The sequence below is a fragment of the Streptomyces sp. NPDC107454 genome (assembly GCF_055582885.1).
The window spans coordinates 337,914-355,240 of the sequence record NZ_JBVJPA010000001.1 but is presented as its reverse complement, the minus strand read 5'-3'; the positions used below and the strand labels follow the sequence as shown (position 1 = coordinate 355,240).

Below are 17,327 nucleotides of genomic sequence, written 5' to 3'. Positions count from 1 at the left end.
GCCAGACCATCCATCGGCCGCCAGGGCCTCGACCGCCAGACCTTCGACCGCCAGACCCTCGGCTGTCGGACCCTTGGCCGTCGGACCCTCGGCCGTCAGACCCTCGGCCGTCGGACCCTTGGCTGTCAGACCCTCGGCTGCGAGCTCGTCGCCAGTGAGCCGCACAGGGCCGTCGCGCTGCCCGTCGCGTACGGGTCGGTGCCGGCCGGGCCGCCCGCCTTCGCCGTCTGGCCCGCGAGCAGCGGATGCAGATGGCTCACCGAGTCCTCGGAGCAGGCGAGCGGTCCGGCCTGGACGTAGGAGACGACCACCTCGGCCTGGTGCATGCGCAGGTCGTCGCGGTCGAAGCGGAACTGCAGCTCGCGCCGGACGGTGAACAGCGAGGCCTTCGCGTTGACGTCCGAGCCGGCCGGCTTCAGGGCGTACACGAAGGTGTGGTCGGCGACGACCTCAAGGGTGCTGGAGTCGAACTCGGCGGCCTGGAGGGTGCCCTGCACCCTGATCCTGGAGTCGGCGAGCTGGGCGCGGGTGGGGTCGAAGCGGACCAGCCAGCCGGTGGGCGCGTGCCGACCGTCGGCGGCCGGGTGGTCGAAGCTCTGGTCGAACTGGTCGAGCTGCTGGGGGGCGAGCAGGATCCGCACGGGCCGGTTGGTCACTCCCGTGAGCACCTCCGGGTCGAGCGAGGACTTGACCAGGTAGTCCTTGGCGGTGGTCAGGGCGGCCACGACCTGACTGTCGGAGAAGTGCGCGGTGCGCCGGTAGGCGGGCAGCGCGATGCCGTCGGCGCCGACGGCGAACTGGGCGGCCGGGCTGTGCGCGTACAGTTCCTCGGCGCTCGCGGCCCCCGGCACGGCGGTCTGGGGCGCGAGGGGTATGACGGTCATCCGCAGCGGTTCGGGAGGCTGGGCGACCGGAGTCTGGTACGGGTGCCGCACGCCCATGTAGATCGCGGTGCCGAAGGCGACGGCGATCAGCAGGACCAGGATCAGCGCCTGCCGGGGCAGACCTCGCTGGAGGGTGGGGCGGCGGCGTACGGCCGGGGCGTGGTCGGCCATCCGCTCCTGCGCGGAGAACTCCTGGAGGCGGGCAGCGCGGACGAACGACTCGTCGAAGACGACGGATCGGTATTCGTCCTCTCCACCAGCGGGAGCGCCCTCGGGTGTCCCCTCAGGTGGGTCTCCAGGCCCGCCCATACCTTCAGGGTAGGTCTCCGGGGGCTCAGGTAAACGCCGTGGTACACGACAACTTCTGACAGGTTCTCACCAGGATCGCCAAGGACCGTCGCGATCGTCAGAATGTTCGAAGGGCAGTCAGGGACGGCGCGGGCGCCATGGGTGTCAGGGCGTTCGGGGAACCGCGGACACGGCCGAATGGGAGTACTCGGCCGAAGCGGAGGGGCCGGTGCCGGTGACCTTGTCCTGGCCTTGTTCGAGGCCCGTGGAGGCGGGCGGCGGGACCTGGTCCTGGCGGCCCGAGGAGGCCCCCCGGTAGACCGCCGTGAAGGCCAGGGCGACCATGCCGACGCCCATCACGAGGGCGAGCACCCAGGCGACGGGGCGGTGCCAGCGGGCCTGTTTTCCGTAGGCCCTGCCGTATCTGCGGTACGAGCCCGGCACTCCGTAGCGGCCTTCGAGGATCTCGGCGTCGTCGAGGTCGTCCAGGTCCGGGTCATGGTCGAAATCGCCGGGGCCGTCGGGCCCGAACCCGTCCTCATAGCGCTCGTCGTCGCCGCGGGCACCCCGGGAGTGCGCCCGGCGCGCCTCGGCCTCTGAGGCCTCCGCGCGGGCCTGCGCGGCTGCTAGGAGGCGTTCGACGGCGGTCGGCTCATGGATCACCGCCGCACGCACGAAGTCCTCGTCGAAGACCACGGAGGCGAACTCTTCGTCCGCACCCCCGCGGTCGCGGTCGTCGTCGGGCTCCCAGCCGTCAGGGAACGGCGTGCCCCCCACGTCCTCCGGCACGGATCCAGAGTAGACCTGGGGGGTCATTTTGGGCAGACGGTATGGAAATTCATCCGCCTGACGAGACGCGGCTCACGCGGAGCGCGGGCTCAGCGCCGGATGTGTCCGTCGCCCGTGACGATGTACTTGGTGCTCGTCAGCTCCGGCAGCCCCATCGGTCCCCGCGCGTGCAGCTTCTGCGTGGAGATGCCGATCTCGGCGCCGAAGCCGAACTGGCCGCCGTCGGTGAAGCGGGTCGAGGCGTTCACGGCGACCGTGGTGGAGTCCACCAGCTGGGTGAAGCGGCGGGCGGCCTGCTGCGAGGTGGTGACGATGGCCTCGGTGTGGCCGGAGGTCCACAGCCGGATGTGTTCGACGGCCCGGTCGAGCGAATCGACGACGGCGGCGGCGATGTCGTACGAGAGGTACTCGGTCTCCCAGTCCTCGGGCGTGGCCTCGACGACGGTGGCCTTGGAGTCCTTGGCGTAGGCGAGGACGCGCTCGTCGGCGTGCACGGTGACCCCGGCGTCCGCGAGCGCGTCCAGGGCGCGCGGCAGGAACTCGGGGGCGATGTCCTGGTGCACGAGGAGCGTCTCGGCGGAGTTGCAGACGCTGGGCCGCTGCGCCTTGGAGTTGATCAGGATGTCGATCGCCATGTCGAGGTCGGCGTTGGCGTCGACGTACACGTGGCAGTTGCCCGTGCCGGTCTCGATGACGGGGACGGTGGACTCCTGGACGACCGTGCGGATCAGCGAGGCGCCGCCGCGCGGGATGAGGACGTCGACCAGACCGCGGGCGCGCATCAGCTCGCGCACCGACTCGCGGCCCTCGCCGGGCACCAGCTGGATGGCGTCGGCGGGCAGACCGGCGCCGCCCACGGCGTCGCGCAGCACCCGGACCAGGGCGGTGTTCGACTCGAAGGCCGAGGAGGAGCCGCGCAGCAGGACGGCGTTGCCGGACTTCAGGCAGAGGGCGGCGGCGTCGACCGTGACGTTCGGGCGGGCCTCGTAGATGATCCCGACGACGCCGAGCGGGACGCGGACCTGGCGCAGGTCGATGCCGTTCGGGAGGGTCGAGCCGCGCACGACCTCGCCGACCGGGTCGGGCAGCGAGACGACGTCCCGCACGTCCGAGGCGATGGCGCGCACGCGCTCGGGCGTGAGCGTGAGCCGGTCGATGACGGTCTCGCTGGTGCCGGCCTCGCGGGCGCGCGCGATGTCCTTGGCGTTGGCCGCGACGATCTCGCTCGTACGGACCTCCAGCGCGTCCGCGATCGCGAGCAGCGCGTCGTCCTTCTCGGCCCGCGGCAGGGGCGCCAGATCGGCGGCGGCGGCCTTGGCGCGGTAGGCGGCCTGGGTGACCGGGGACATCGAGTCGTACGGCGAGAGCGTGGTCATATCGGAAGGGTAGTGCGCCGGACGGACCCGTCCAGCGGCTGTCCCACACCCCGAGACAGGGTCAAAAGGGATGGACTCCGACCGGAGTGGCCGGAAGTGGCCCATACCCCTCCGCGATCCGCTGGTGATACGTCTCGCGGTCGATGACCTCCAGGCCGACGATCTCCCAGGGCGGGAGCTTGGCGGTCTGGCGGTGTTCGCCCCACAGGCGCAGGGCGACGGCGGCCGCGTCGTGCAGGTCGCGGGCCTCTTCCCAGTAGCGGATCTCCGCGTGGTCGTTGGCGTAGCGGCTGGTCAGCAGGAACGGGTGGTCGTGGGCCAGCTGTTCGAGGGCACGCCTGACCTCCTTCAGCGGGGCCTCGCCACCCGAGACGCTCAGCGTGACGTGCCACAGCCGGGGCTGGTCGGCCGGCCTCTCGCCCGCGTAGGTGTCACCGGCCGCGACGCTCGTCAGGGCCCGCTCCTCGCCCGTCGCGCGGGAAGCCGGACCACCCGCCCGGGAGGCGGCACCGCCGCGGGACGCCGCCGCCCCAGGGCGCACTCGTCTCACGACGGCCTCCTTTTCGCAATGGTCCGCAATGGTCCGCAATCGTCGTACTGCATCGGGCTGCATCGGGGTCTCCCCGCAACAAAGTTGAGCAGGTGGGGAGCCGCCGTGTGGCACTTTTACACAACGTCCCCCGGCGGGGGCCTCGGAATCGGCCTTTTCCGGGTGTACTGGACAGCTGTTTCAGAGGTGGTGCGGAACAGGCGTCTTACGGATGCAGGAGCACGAGGTCGTCCCTGTGTACGACCTCGCGTTCGTACTCCGGTCCCAGCTCGCGGGCCAGCTCGCGGGTCGAGCGCCCGATGAGCTGGGGAATCTCCTTGGCGTCGAAGTTCACCAGGCCCCGTGCGACCGCCCGCCCCGTGCTGTCGCGCAGCTCGACGGGATCGCCCGCGGCGAAGTCGCCCTCGACGGCCGCGATACCCGCCGGCAGCAGCGAGGTGCGCCGGTCGACGACCGCGCGCACGGCCCCGTCGTCCAGGACGAGCGCGCCCTGCGGGGTCGAGGCGTGCTGCAGCCACAGCAGCCGGTCGGCGGAGCGCTTGCCGGTGGGGTGGAAGTACGTGCCGGTGTCGCCGCCCGCGAGGGCCTCGGCGGCGTGCACGGCGGAGGTGAGCACCACGGGGATGCCCGCGGCCGCAGCGATCCGGGCCGCCTCGACCTTGGTGACCATGCCGCCGGTGCCGACGCCCGCCTTGCCCGCGGTGCCGACGTCGACGTGCGCGAGGTCCCCGGGTCCGCGGACCTCCGCTATCCGCGAGGTGCCGGGCTTGCTGGGGTCGCCGTCGTACACGCCGTCCACGTCGGAGAGCAGGACCAGCAGGTCGGCCCGTACGAGGTGGGCTACGAGCGCGGCGAGCCGGTCGTTGTCGCCGAAGCGGATCTCGTCCGTGGCGACGGTGTCGTTCTCGTTGACGACCGGCAGGGCGCCCATCGCGAGGAGCTTGTCGAGGGTGCGGGCGGCGTTGCGGTGGTGGGCGCGCCGGCTGGTGTCGTCGGCGGTGAGGAGCACCTGACCGACACGGACGCCATGGCGCGCGCAGGAAGCGGTGTAGCGGGCGACCAGGAGGCCCTGGCCGACGCTGGCGGCGGCCTGCTGCCGGGCCAGGTCCTTGGGGCGGCGGCGCAGCCCGAGCGGGGCGAGGCCGGCGGCGATGGCGCCGGACGAGACGAGGACGATCTCCTTCTCGCCGCCGCTGCGGTGCTTGGCGAGGACGTCGACGAGCGCGTCGACACGGTCGGCGTCGAGCCCGCCCGCGGCCGTGGTCAGCGACGAGGAACCCACCTTGACGACGATCCTGTGGGCCCCGGCCGCGGCCTGCCTCGCCCCTGCCACCTGGCCTGCCATGTGCCCAGTCACCTGCCCTGCCACCTGCGATGTGTCCCCTCGCGTCGCTCCCGCCCGGCAATCTACGCGAACGGGCGGGGGCGGCGCCCGTCGGTCCAGCCTGCGGACGGTGCCCACCCCCTCGTGATCACCGGGGCGTAGCCACCCGCTCACGTCCCGCGTATGCACAAAAGGTTGTGCGGGTTCCTCATGGAACTTAAAGATGGCGCAAAGATAAGTTGACCAACGTGGCATCTAATGTTCATCCGGTGAAGCGCATACTCCTGAGATCAGGGAAGAGCCCGTACGACGTCGTCCCTGTGGAGCAGGCCCTCCACCAGGACGTCATCGCCACCAACGCGGGAAACCTGATCTTCAGCGACGCCGCGCACAAGATCCTCGAGACGCCTCGCGCCGAGGTCGTGTCGAACGGCATCCGTACCAACGTCGCCGCCGCGGGCCGCATCAACGAGGAGTACGACGCCTTCGTCGTTCCGCTGGCCAACGCGTTCCGGCCCTCGTTCGAGCCCCAGCTCAGGCGGCTGACGCAGCTGATCAGCAAGTTGCGGATCCCGGTGGTCGTGCCGGGCATCGGCGCGCAGACCGGTCTGGACTACAACCCGGCCAGGCTGAAGCCCATGGAACCGGCCGTCCGGGAGTTCGTCACCGCCGTGCTCGAGCGCAGCGCGTCCATCGGGGTGCGCGGCGAGTTCACCGAGCGGTATCTGAAGGACATGGGCTTCCGTGACGTCGAGGTCATCGGCTGCCCGTCGATGTTCATGTACGGCAGGGAGCTCGACGTACGCAAGAACGCGCCCGCGCTCGGCCCCGGGTCCCGGGTCGCGATCAATGGCTCGCACAGTGCGGTGAAGTCCCAGGGCCTGGACGGCGTCATCCGCCGGGCGCACGCCCGCTACCCCCACCTGCGGTTCGTCGGACAGAACCTCAGCGACGGCCGCCAGCTGCACTGGCGCGACCTGTCGGATCCGAACGGCTCCGTCACCGCGATGCCCACGCACCCCGATCACCCGATGTACCGCGAGGACAAGGTCCGTGTGTACATCGACCCCGTGACCTGGATCGACGACCTGCGGGACTTCGACTTCTCGTTCGGCTCCCGCATCCACGGCAATATCGCGGCGCTGCTGGCGGGTACGCCCGCGACCGTGCTGTGCGGCGACTCGCGCACCCTTGAACTGTGCCGTTACTTCGGCATCCCGCACCGCAGGATCAACGCGCTGCCGCAGGACCTCGACCCGGCCGAGCTGTACGCGGAGGCGGACTTCGGCTCGCTCACCGGCGGCCACCAGGAGCGCTTCGACCGCTTCATGGGCTTCCTGGAGCGCAACGGCCTGGAGAACACGTTCACGCACGGCGACGGGGGCGCGGCACACGAGAAACGGCTGCGCTCGCTCGCCTTCCCGGCCGGCATCCGGCCCTGGAACGACGCCGACGTCACCTCGCTGACCAGCCGGTTCGGCTGGCTCCAGACCCGTATCGGCGAACTGTCCACGGACAACGCGAAGCTCAGGCGCGAACTCGACAAGGCCCGCAAGACCGCCGTGCAGCCGGCGGCCGCTGCGGCGCCGCAGCGCTCCGTCTACCGCATCGCCCGGCGAGCGGTGGGGCGCCCGCTGCGGAAGGCCCTGCAAGCGGGGCGCCAGTAGCCGTCACCGGCCCGTTCCGTAGCCCTCCGGGCCGCGGAACGGGCCTCTTCGTCAGCCCGCGCGGCGCGGTCCGAGGATCTTGCGCGCCATCTTGCGGGCGGTGCGCATGCCCGGGAAGTGGGCGGCGGGGGCGAACTTGAAGCTCTCGATGGTGACCGTCTCGCGGGAGGTCGGGACGAACCAACCGTCCGGGAGCGGCGCCGCCTTGTCCCGGAAGTGCGGGTAGGCGAGGTAGGCCTTGCGGCTGCGCGGGTCCACGTGGAGGGTGGGCGCCTTCTTCTTCTTGATGAAGTCCAGGACGTCCACCAGCAGGTCGCCCCGGCCCTGACCGGCGAGGTTCACCCGGAGCCGCTCGTTGACCTTGAGGCGGTTCGCGACCCCCTCGGTCCAGTACGCGTCGATCAGCGGCTTGGCCAGCACGAGCTTGTTCTGTCTGACCTCCTCGTCGTCTCTGAGGAAGACGGGGCCGAACTGCGGCAGCAGCGTGACGAGGAAGGGGCGGACCATCAGGCCGTCGCGGCGCTTGCCCGCGGGCACGTGCTCGGCGATCAGGCCCATCAGGGCGCGGGCGGAGTCGAAGCGCAGGGTGTAGCTGCCGCTCTTGGTGACGTGCTTTCCGTCGTCGCGGCCGACGAGGTAGTAGCAGTCGTAGTCGGCGACCACGGAGACGCCGTCGGCGCGGAGGTAGGCCTCCATGGTGAAGAGGGCGTCCTCGCCGGTCTTCAGCGACTCGTCGAAGTGCATGTCGTACCGGGTGAGCAGCTCGCGCCGGAAGAGCTTCTGCGCGCTGAGCGTGAACTTGATCTGCGAGGAGAAGACGTCCGTACGGGGCTGGTTCTTGCCCCACATCGACTTGGGGGCGTTGCGGTTGACGCCGATGACCTTGCCGAGCACGACGTCCGTGCTGTGCTCGTCGGCCATGGCGACCATGCGCTCCAGGGCCTCGGGGCCGAAGTAGTCGTCGGCGTCGAGGAAGAAGACGAACCGGCCGCGGGCCTGGTCGAGGCCGACGTTGCGCGGGCCGCTGGGGCCGCCGGAGTTGGCCTGCCGGATCACCGTGACGGTCATGGCCGCACGCTTCGCGAACTCCTCGAGGTACTCGCCGGTGCCGTCCTTCGACCCGTCGTCGATGGCGATGACCTCGATACGAGCGGGGTCGAGCGTCTGGGCCTCGACCGACTCCAGGCACTTGACCAGGTAGGGCATGGCCTCGTACGCCCCGATGATCACGCTCACATCAGGCTGCGTCACGGTCACGTTTCTCCATTGTCATCCGAACATTTCCCCCGTATCAGCTCAAGGGCTACCTCAAAGACGGTTGAAAGTACTAGGAGGTTGCCTCATCGGACCACAGATGTGATGCGGTTCACAGGTTTACGGGGAACGGGACAGGGTCCGGCCCCGAGGATGCTCCTCGGGGCCGGACCCTGTCCCTGACTGCTCGGCGAGAGGGATCAGCCCTTGACGGCCGCGCCGCCCGTCTCGTCCGCCGAAGCCTTGCGCTGCCCGGGAACCCCGTTCGCGAGTTCCACGGCGGCGGCCGACGCGCCGGTCTCCTGGCCGAGGTTGCGCGCCCGGGACTTCTTCGCGAGGTCGCGCACCGCGGCGTTGAACTGGTCGATCGACGCCGGCTCGTCGGGGCCGAGCAGGTACTCCTTCAGCTCCCGGCGGTCGGCGGCGAGCGCGTCCGCGGACGGGTCGGTGACCTCGGCGAGCAGTTCGCCCAGCTCGCGCGCCGAGTTCGACAGGATCACGGCGGCACGCACCGCGGTGTTCTGCCGCTTGAACTCCTCGACGCCCAGCTCCGCGGAGTCCGTGACCGCGTACGGCTTGCCGCTCGCGATGAAGTCGGAGACCACGGACGAGATGTCGGAGACCATCGCGTCGGAGACGTTGAAGCAGTCGTACAGGCGCGGCTCGGCGCCCGTGATGACCCGGTGCTCCCAGCTGCCGAACGAGCGCCAGTAGGCGTCGTTCCACTCGGTGCGCAGCCGGGCGACCTCGGCGTGCGCGGCCGTGTCGACCATGCCGTCGCGGGTGGCCTCGGCCTCGTCACCGCTCTCGGTGACACCGGTCAGCTTCTCGATGCGGGCCCCGATGCGGGCCAGCTCCGCCTTGGCCGCGGACTGGGCCGCCGCGTCGACGGCGAAGCGCGGGTCGGCGGCGCGCTCGGCGGCCGCCTTCTCGACCAGCGCGACGATCTTCTCGTGCGCGGTCTTGGCCTGCGGGCTGCGGGTGCCGGTGAACGGGTGCGGCTTGTAGAGGACGCGGACGGGCTGCTCGGCCTTCAGCAGCGCGCGCACGATGTTGGCGCCCGCCAGCAGGATCGAGGTGTTGCCCGGGTTGTCGTCCCAGCCCTCCCAGGTGGGGGCGTACAGGATCGTGGGGATACGCCCCTCGGGCACGCCCCGCCAGGTCTGGATCGGGGCGAGCTGCGGGCGGCCGACCTCCGCTATGTCGTCGTCGCGGACACCGACGTCGGCGATGGCGTAGCGGTCGCGGCCCGCGCGACCGGCGGTCCACACCTCGTCGTACGCCTTGCTGAACGGGTTGACGCTGGCCAGCTTGTCGCTGTCGCCGTGGCCGATGAAGACGTGCTTCATGGTCGGGACGCGCAGCATGTGGATGTTCTTGCCGACGTTCGCCGCGTACAGCGCGACACGCACCGTGGACAGGTCCATGTTCATCAGGTGCACCCCTCCGGGCACGCAGATGACCGGCACCGTGGTGGGCGCCATGCGCTCCAGGATGGCGCGCTCGCGCAGGATGATCAGCGGCCGGGTGTCCAGCTGCTCCATCGTCTCCAGCCACATGTTGACCTGGTACGCCGAGTCCCTGGAGCCCGAGAAGTACAGCACCGTCTCCGGGCGGTACTCGCGCAGCCAGCCGTCGACCGCCGCAAGGACCGTGTCCGCGTCCGGCGGGGTCTTCTTGCCGCGGATGTACGGGACGAGCGCGACGACGTAGACGAACGCCAGCACCAGCGTGGCCCCGATGCCCGCGAAGCCGTACACGTTGCTGTCGGTGGCCCCGGTGACGAGGACACCGGCGACGGCCAGCAGGTCGAGGTGGAGCATCTTTTCGGCGGCCCGGCTGAGCAGGGCGCGCGGCGGTGCGTCCGGGATGCGGATGCGCGAGGCCAGGTCGACGTTGCGGGTGGCGACCGGCATCTTGCGGCGCAGCCGGATCAGAGCGATCAGCGCGCTGTGCGGGGCCTGGAAGCCGTAGAAGGCGAGGAAGCACGCGATCGCCGCGTAGAAGACCATGCTGTCGGACAGGTCCAGGCGTGCGAGCAGCAGGACCAGGAGCAGCTGTCGGATCAGGAACCTGATGGACAGACCGGCGCGCACCTTGCTGAGGCGGTTGATCAGATAGCTGCCGCGCCGGTGCAGATAGTGGTCCGCCAGGTACGTCACAGCGGCCGCGGCGGCGAAGGCACCGACGCTCGGGAGAAGCGCGGCCAGCATCAGGCAGGGGAAGCCCAGCATCATGAGGGCCGCCGCGGCCAACTCGGCCGCACTGCCCACCCGGGCAACGCGTATAGCGGTGGATATCACGGATAAACCTGCTCTTGGGGGGTATGTGCCGGTTTTGTTACTGCTTGATTAACGAAAAGGGCCTTGCGGGCGATCGCGGACAATCCGGGAATTTTACTGACTCAGGCCTCTGTGAATACGCGGCAAACGCGCAGACTCAGAGGCCTGAATTCCAAGAAAACTAATGGGTGTTAATTATGCCACGCCGTCCTGCCGGTCCAGCACGCCGGCCAGCGCCGCTTCGAATCCGGAGGCCCGTCCGGCGCCGGCGGTCGGGTCCTGCTGGCGTACGTCGATGACGTGACCGGTCATTTCGGAAAGGAGGACGTCGAGCGAGGTGCGCGCGACCGCCTCGGAGGAGAGCAGCGAGCCCGCGGGCTCCTGGCCGAAGGCCTTGGTGCGCATCGGGGTCGCGGTGCGCTCGGGGTTGATGCAGTTGACGCGGATGCCGTCGCCTGCCCACTCGTCGGACAGCGCCTGGGTGAGGTTCACCATGGCGGCCTTGGTGGAGGAGTAGAGGCTGTACTCGGCGCGGCCGCGGGTGTAGCTGCTGGAGGTGTAGAGCAGCAGCTGGCCGTTGCTCTCGGCGAGGTACTTGTACGCGGAGCGGGCGATCTGCACCGGGGCCAGGTAGTTGACCTTCAGCGCTTCCTCGATCGTCGCGTTGTCCGTCTCCGCGAGCTTGCCTATGCGCAGCACCCCGGCGGTGTTGATGACGTAGTCGATGCGCCCGGTCTCGGCGTACGCCGTGGACAGCGCGTCGTCGACCTCCTCCGGGTTCTCGACGTGGGTGCCGGTGGTCGAGCGGCCGAGCGCGTAGGTCTTCGCGCCGTAGCCCTCGGCGAGTTCGGCTATGTCCTTGCCGATGCCGTACGAACCGCCGAAGACCACCACGGTCTTGCCGCTGAGCAGCTCGCGGTAGGCGGCCTCGTCGGCCTGCTCGGGGGCGGCGGTGGAGGCCAGCTGGAAGAGCTTGTCGGCGATGAAGACGTCGACGGGCTGGGTGACCTTCATGTTGTACTCGTCGCCCGCGACGACGTGGATCGGCACGTCCGGCAGGTACTTGAGCACGACCGAGCAGTCGTCGGTGGCCTGGAAGTTGGGGTCACCGGCCGCGACCTCGTAGGCGCGGCGGATCGTGGACAGCTTGAACGCCTGGGGCGTCTGGCCGCGGCGCAGCCGGGAGCGGTCCGGGATCTCGGTGATGAACTCGCCGTCCTCGCCGTGGGTGCGGGTCACGATGATCGTGTCCGCGGAGGGGATGGCGACGTCGACGGCCTGGTAACGCTCCAGGGCCGTGACGCAGTCGTCTATGACGCGCTCGGACAGCAGCGGGCGCACGGCGTCGTGGAAGAGGACGTTGGCGTCCTCGCCCTCGGCCAGACCCTCGCCGAGGGCGGCGATCGCGCGCTCGGTGGTCTCGTTCCGCGTCGAGCCGCCCTCGATCACCTGGGTGACCTTCTTCAGCCCCGCCTTCGCGACGATCTTCTCGACGTCCGGCACATAGCCGGGAGCCATCAGCACGATGATGTCGTCGATCGACTCGGCCTGTTCGAAGGTGGTCAGCGTGTGTTCGATGACCGCCTTGCCTGCGATCTTCAGCAGCTGCTTCGGAATCGACAGACCCACGCGCTGACCGGTGCCGCCGGCCAGGATCACTGCGGTGGTACGGGGCTTGGCAAAGTGCTCAGACACAGGTGACCTACCTTGGGGCGACAGGGAACTTTGGGATGCTCCCACTTTCCGTTACTGCCATGCAAGGTGAGCGCCCTCTGCTGCTTATGTGCACGCAACCGGCTATTCACCTTGCAGGCAGGTCTCTTCCGAGATCCCGAACCGTATTGTCCGGATTTGCTGTGAGTAACTGCACACGTTTTACGTGCGCTCTTCACGCCCGCTTCAGACGCTTGAGGACCCGGTGACCGAGAACCCGGACGAGTTCCCTGGACGGGGTCTGGTGAACCGAGCGCACGGGCGCGGGGGGATACGCGGGAGTCGCGGCCGCCACGGCGAGCGCCCCGTACAGCGCGTGGGCCGCCACCTCGGGATCGATCCGCGGCGGCCCCGTCTCCTGGGCGCTCGCGGCCCTCGCGACGCTGGGTACGACGGACAGCAACTCCGGGTCACCGAGCACCCGTACGCCCATGGCGGCGATCCGCCCGGCCATCTCCGCGCCGATACCGGCGGCCGCCTCCAGCGCCCAGCGGGGCGTGGTGATCCGTGCGTCGTCCGGGGCCGGGAGGCAGGCGTTCTTCATATGCATGACGGCGCCGCCACGCACCATCCTGGAATACACCTCGTCGGGCAGCCCATTGCCGCGGAACTCCCTATTGAGTTTCCGCAGCATTTCGGTCTCGGCGAGCGTGAGTGAGCGATTGGCCGTGTCCGGCACCGGCGCCAGGAGACCGCCAGGCAGGCCGAGGAGGGATTCGAAGGTGCGCATCAGACCGTCGCGGTCACGGTCGTCGACCACCACGACGGTGACGTTCTCGGCACCGACGACCCGCACCCAGCGTTCGACGAGCCGGTCGTGGCGGTGGCGGCGCCAGAAGCTCGGATTGGGCTTCTCGTACGGGGCCTTGCGCAGCATGTGTTCGAGCCAGTCCTCGTAGCCCATGCGCAGACCGTTCTGCACGTACTGCTGCCACTGCGAGGGCATGATCTTCGCCAGCGGCCGCAGGGTGACCAGGACATGAACCCGGCTCTGGTCCCGGCCCTGGCCCCGGCCGAGGTCGTCGACGATCCGGGCGATGGCCTCGTCGTCGGGCGCGTCGGCGAAGAACTCGCTGCTGACCACCGAGGTGCGCCTGCCGGTGGCGTGCACCGCGTCGACGAGCTGCTGCCAGTGCCTCTCGGTGGGCTTGGCGTCGCCCATCATCCCGGGCCGGGCGCAGACCGCGAGGGCGGCTTCCATCGGGTGCCTGCTGTGGGCCGGGAAGTCGACGCCGTGCCCGGCCATCGCGTCCTTCGCGGCGAACAGGGCGCTCTGGATCGACGTGGTCCCGGTCTTGTGCGGGCCGATGTGCAGCAGCCGGGTGCCGGGGGGCAGCGGCGTGGGGGCGCTCTTCGGGACGGTTTCGCCGCTCTCCGCCTCCGGGGCCGCCGAGTCGTGATGCGTACAGTCGGTCTCCATGGTCAAGGGAGGTTAAATCTCTTACCTGAGCCTTACCTGAGAATGTCCTGGGACTCACATGAGTCCCAGGAATCCCATGAGTTCTGAGAGTTCTATGAGTTCTGAGAGTTCCATGAAATCTGTGAGCCCCAGAACAACCCTGCTCAGACCAGACGTACGCCCGGCTTCCCCGCCTCGACCCGCAGCCGGGCCAGCGTGCTGGACGCGGCGTCCGGCCGCAGCACGGTCTCCGGGGCACGGACGGTGGCGTCGATGCCGTCGCGCCGGATGTCGAAGAGGTGGTAGCCGCGATGGGCGTCGATGAACTTCCAGTGCGGGTTGTCCGGCATCCGCGGGTCCCACTCGTTGTGGAAGGCCACCTGGTCCTGGTCACCGCCACTGGAGATGGAGGTCCCGACGAACTCGGCGCCGACGACGTCGGACTCCGGGTCGGCGAAGTCCTTCTTGAGGTCACTGATCATGGTGAGGTGACGGTCCCCGGTCAGCACGACGGGGTTGCGCACGGTGGCCAACTCCCCCATGAGCGCGTTGCGTTCGGCCTGGTAGCCGTCCCAGGCGTCGTAGAACCAGAGCTTGCCGGGGCCGATCTGCAGATCGGTCTCGGCCATCATGATCTGCGAGGCGATCAGGTTCCAGCGCGTCGGTGAGTGGTGCAGCCCGCGCAGCAGCCAGTCCTTCTGCTCGGCGCCGAGCATGGTCATCGAGGGGTCCTCGGCGCCCGCCTGGGTGGTCGCCTGGTCGCTGCGGAACTGCCGGGTGTCCAGAACGTTCAGCCGGACCAGCCGTCCGAAGTCGAGCCGCCGGTGCATCCGGATGTGCGGGCCGTTCGGCACCGCGGCCGCCCGGACCGGCATGTGCTCGTAGTACGCCTGGTAGGCGGCGGTCAGCCGGGCCACGAACGCGTCGTGCGACTGCTTGGCCGGGTCCTGCGGGATCTCCCCGGCGAAGTCGTTGTCGACCTCGTGGTCGTCGAAGGTGACCACCCAGGGCGCCGCGGCGTGCATCGCCAGGAGGTGCGGGTCGGTGCGGTACTGCGCGTAGCGGTTGCGGTACTGGACGAGGGTGTACGGCTCCCCGCCGCCCTCGTGCCGGCGGACGGCCGTCGCCGACGGCGCGGACTCGTAGATGTAGTCGCCTACGAAGAGCACGAAGTCGGGATCCTGGGCGAGCATGTCGGCGTACGGGGTGAAGTAGCCGTTCTGCCAGTTCTGGCAGGAGGCGAGCGCGACGCGCAGCAAGCCGCCGGAGCTGTGGGGGTGCGGGGCGGTGCGGGTGCGGCCGGTCGGCGAGAGCTGGCCGTCGGCGCGGAAGCGGTACCAGTACGCGCGGTCGGGGCGCAGTCCACGGACGTCGACGTGGACGCTGTGCCCGTACTCGGGCAGCGCCTGCGCGACGCCCCGCCGCACGGGCCTTCCGAAACGGGCGTCCTCGGCGATCTCCCACTCCACCGGTACCGCGCGGTCGGGCATGCCGCCGCCGTTCAGCGGGTCGGGGGCGAGCCTGGTCCACAGCACGACGGCGTCGGGCAGCGGGTCGCCGGAGGCGATGCCGAGGGTGAACACCCCGTCGGGCAGCGGGGGTTCGGCGGCGCGGGCGGTGCCCGGAAGCCACAACTGGCTGGTGGCGGCGGCACCCAGGGCCGCGGCGCCGGCGGTGAGAAAGCGGCGTCGATCGCGCGAGACGGTTCCGGTCATCGGTGAACTCCCCTGCGTCGGTGGCCCCTTGGACATCGGGAGGCTCACACGCCGCAGCGGCCTGCTCGCTGAACGGAGTTAATCAAGGGCATGACAAGAAGGTGAAGGGCGGCCTCTCACACCCAAAAGACCGCGCGGTTCCTCGCACCCCTCTTCAGGGACACGGGGAACCGCGCGTTCAAGGACGCGGGGAACCGCGCGAACAACCCCCGCCCACCCGCAGCCGAACGAACGGCGGCAGAGGGACCGGGAACCTCGGCCTAGAACGGCTCGAAGTCGTCGTACTCCTTGTCCGCGTCGTCGCGCTCCGCCTGCTTGTCGCGGCGGCGCTGCGCGGCGGGCCGCGGGGCTTCGAGACGGTGGTCCTCACCACGGCGGCCGAGCATCTCCGCGCCGGCCATGACGGTGGGCTCCCAGTCGAAGACGACCGCGTTCTCCTCGGGGCCGATGGCGACGCCGTCGCCCGAGCGGGCGCCCGCCTTCATCAGCTCCGCCTCGACACCGAGGCGGTTGAGACGGTCGGCGAGGTAGCCGACGGCCTCGTCGTTGTTGAAGTCGGTCTGGCGGACCCAGCGTTCGGGCTTCTCGCCGCGCACGCGGTAGAGGCCGTCCTCCTCCTGGACCACGGTGAAGCCGGCGTCGTCGACCGCCTTCGGGCGGATGACGATCCGGGTCGCCTCCTCCTTGGGCTTGGCAGCGCGCGCCGTGCCGACCATCTCGGCGAGCGCGAAGGACAGCTCCTTCAGGCCCATGTGCGCAACCGCCGACACCTCGAAGACGCGGTAGCCGCGGGCCTCCAGGTCGGGGCGGACCATCTCGGCGAGGTCCTTGCCGTCGGGCACGTCGATCTTGTTGAGGACGACGATGCGCGGACGGTTGCCGAGGCCGCCGTACTGCTTCAGCTCTTCCTCGATGATGTCGAGGTCGGTGACCGGGTCGCGCTCGGACTCCAGGGTGGCCGTGTCCAGCACGTGCACCAGCACGCTGCAGCGCTCGACGTGGCGGAGGAACTCGAGGCCGAGGCCCTTGCCCTGGCTGGCGCCGGGGATGAGGCCGGGCACGTCCGCGATCGTGTAGACCGTCTCGCCCGCCGTCACCACGCCCAGGTTGGGGATGAGGGTCGTGAAGGGGTAGTCCGCGATCTTCGGCTTGGCGGCCGACAGGACGGAGATGAGGGAGGACTTGCCGGCGCTCGGGTAGCCGACGAGGGCCACGTCCGCGACGGTCTTCAGCTCCAGGACGATGTCCTGGAAGTCACCGGGGACACCGAGCAGCGCGAAGCCGGGCGCCTTGCGGCGGGCCGAGGCCAGCGCCGCGTTGCCGAGGCCACCGCGACCGCCCTGTGCGGCGACGTACGACGTGCCGTGGCCGACGAGGTCCGCGAGGACGTTGCCCGCCTTGTCGAGCACGACCGTGCCGTCCGGCACCGGCAGGATCAGGTCCTGCCCGTCCTTGCCGGAGCGGTTGCCGCCCTCGCCGGGCTTGCCGTTGGTGGCGCTGCGGTGCGGCTTGTGGTGATAGTCGAGCAGCGTGGTCACGGACTGGTCGACGACCAGCATCACGTCACCGCCCCGGCCGCCGTTGCCACCGTCCGGGCCGCCGAGCGGCTTGAACTTCTCCCGGTGTACGGAGGCACAGCCGTGGCCTCCGCTACCCGCGGCGACGTGCAGCTCGACGCGGTCCACGAAGGTGGTCATGGGATGTGCCTCCAGTTACGTACGAAAGTCCTGCTCAGCCCTGTGTGCCACAGAGCCGCTTCTATTCAAAACACGCGAAAGGCGGACCCGCTTCCCGTAGGGGAAGTGAGGTCCGCCTCGCGAAAGAACCGGTCAGGCGACCGGAACGATGTTCACGACCTTGCGGCCACGGTGGGTACCGAACTCCACCGCACCGGCGTCAAGGGCGAACAGCGTGTCGTCCTTGCCACGGCCGACGCCGTTGCCCGGGTGGAAGTGGGTGCCGCGCTGGCGGACCAGGATCTCACCGGCGTTGACGACCTGACCGCCGAAGCGCTTCACGCCGAGCCGCTGAGCATTGGAGTCGCGACCGTTCCGAGTGGACGATGCGCCCTTCTTGTGTGCCATCT

Annotated in this window: 13 protein-coding genes; 1 reads left to right on the top strand and 12 read right to left on the bottom strand. The window is 69.9% G+C overall.

The genetic code is table 11. The annotated features are described in order from the left end of the window. Positions 1-125 precede the first annotated feature (125 nt). From ACZ69M_RS01505 to proB, 5 genes are all read right to left on the bottom strand, one after another. Entirely contained in the window at positions 126-1,193 is a 1,068-nt protein-coding gene (locus ACZ69M_RS01505; RefSeq protein ID WP_470045919.1) for an SCO2583 family membrane protein, read from the bottom strand. A 144-nt stretch (positions 1,194-1,337) separates the two neighbouring features. Beyond that, positions 1,338-1,961, bottom strand: coding sequence for an SCO2584 family spore wall biosynthesis protein (locus ACZ69M_RS01500; RefSeq protein WP_470045918.1), 624 nt, complete (start codon positions 1,959-1,961; stop codon positions 1,338-1,340). An 89-nt stretch (positions 1,962-2,050) separates the two neighbouring features. Further along, on the bottom strand, positions 2,051-3,337 hold the full coding sequence (locus ACZ69M_RS01495; protein ID WP_095854712.1) for a glutamate-5-semialdehyde dehydrogenase: 1,287 nt from the start codon (positions 3,335-3,337) through the stop codon (positions 2,051-2,053). Between the two features lie 61 nt (positions 3,338-3,398). Then, positions 3,399-3,878 (bottom strand): hypothetical protein, encoded by a 480-nt coding sequence (locus ACZ69M_RS01490; protein ID WP_470046343.1) that lies wholly within the window; start codon positions 3,876-3,878, stop codon positions 3,399-3,401. A gap of 214 nt (positions 3,879-4,092) precedes the next feature. Then, positions 4,093-5,232, bottom strand: a complete 1,140-nt coding sequence (gene proB / locus ACZ69M_RS01485) for a glutamate 5-kinase (RefSeq protein WP_470045917.1) — start codon at positions 5,230-5,232, stop codon at positions 4,093-4,095. Between the two features lie 248 nt (positions 5,233-5,480). Between proB and ACZ69M_RS01480 the strand changes: the two genes are divergently transcribed. Next, positions 5,481-6,878 carry a polysaccharide pyruvyl transferase family protein gene (locus tag ACZ69M_RS01480; RefSeq protein ID WP_470045916.1) on the top strand — a complete coding sequence of 466 codons (1,398 nt, stop codon included), beginning with the start codon at positions 5,481-5,483 and terminating at the stop codon, positions 6,876-6,878. A 51-nt stretch (positions 6,879-6,929) separates the two neighbouring features. Here ACZ69M_RS01480 and ACZ69M_RS01475 read toward each other — a convergent pair whose 3' ends face one another. From ACZ69M_RS01475 to rpmA, 7 genes are all read right to left on the bottom strand, one after another. Further along, complete coding sequence (locus tag ACZ69M_RS01475) at positions 6,930-8,135, bottom strand: glycosyltransferase family 2 protein (protein ID WP_470045915.1); 1,206 nt, start codon at positions 8,133-8,135, stop codon at positions 6,930-6,932. Between the two features lie 197 nt (positions 8,136-8,332). After that, the gene (locus ACZ69M_RS01470) at positions 8,333-10,435 is read right to left on the bottom strand and encodes a hypothetical protein (RefSeq protein WP_470045914.1); all 2,103 of its coding nucleotides are present in this window, start codon (positions 10,433-10,435) and stop codon (positions 8,333-8,335) included. Positions 10,436-10,609: 174 nt separating this feature from the next. After that, positions 10,610-12,109: a D-ribitol-5-phosphate cytidylyltransferase gene (locus ACZ69M_RS01465; protein WP_470045913.1), complete on the bottom strand. Its 1,500-nt coding sequence runs from the start codon at positions 12,107-12,109 to the stop codon at positions 10,610-10,612. A 193-nt stretch (positions 12,110-12,302) separates the two neighbouring features. Further along, on the bottom strand, positions 12,303-13,547 hold the full coding sequence (locus ACZ69M_RS01460; RefSeq protein ID WP_470045912.1) for a hypothetical protein: 1,245 nt from the start codon (positions 13,545-13,547) through the stop codon (positions 12,303-12,305). Between the two features lie 143 nt (positions 13,548-13,690). After that, positions 13,691-15,241: an alkaline phosphatase D family protein gene (locus ACZ69M_RS01455; protein WP_470045911.1), complete on the bottom strand. Its 1,551-nt coding sequence runs from the start codon at positions 15,239-15,241 to the stop codon at positions 13,691-13,693. Between the two features lie 260 nt (positions 15,242-15,501). Beyond that, positions 15,502-16,938, bottom strand: coding sequence for a GTPase ObgE (gene obgE / locus ACZ69M_RS01450; protein ID WP_470045910.1), 1,437 nt, complete (start codon positions 16,936-16,938; stop codon positions 15,502-15,504). A 132-nt stretch (positions 16,939-17,070) separates the two neighbouring features. After that, positions 17,071-17,325, bottom strand: coding sequence for a 50S ribosomal protein L27 (gene rpmA, locus ACZ69M_RS01445; protein ID WP_028802588.1), 255 nt, complete (start codon positions 17,323-17,325; stop codon positions 17,071-17,073). Positions 17,326-17,327: the final 2 nt, after the last annotated feature.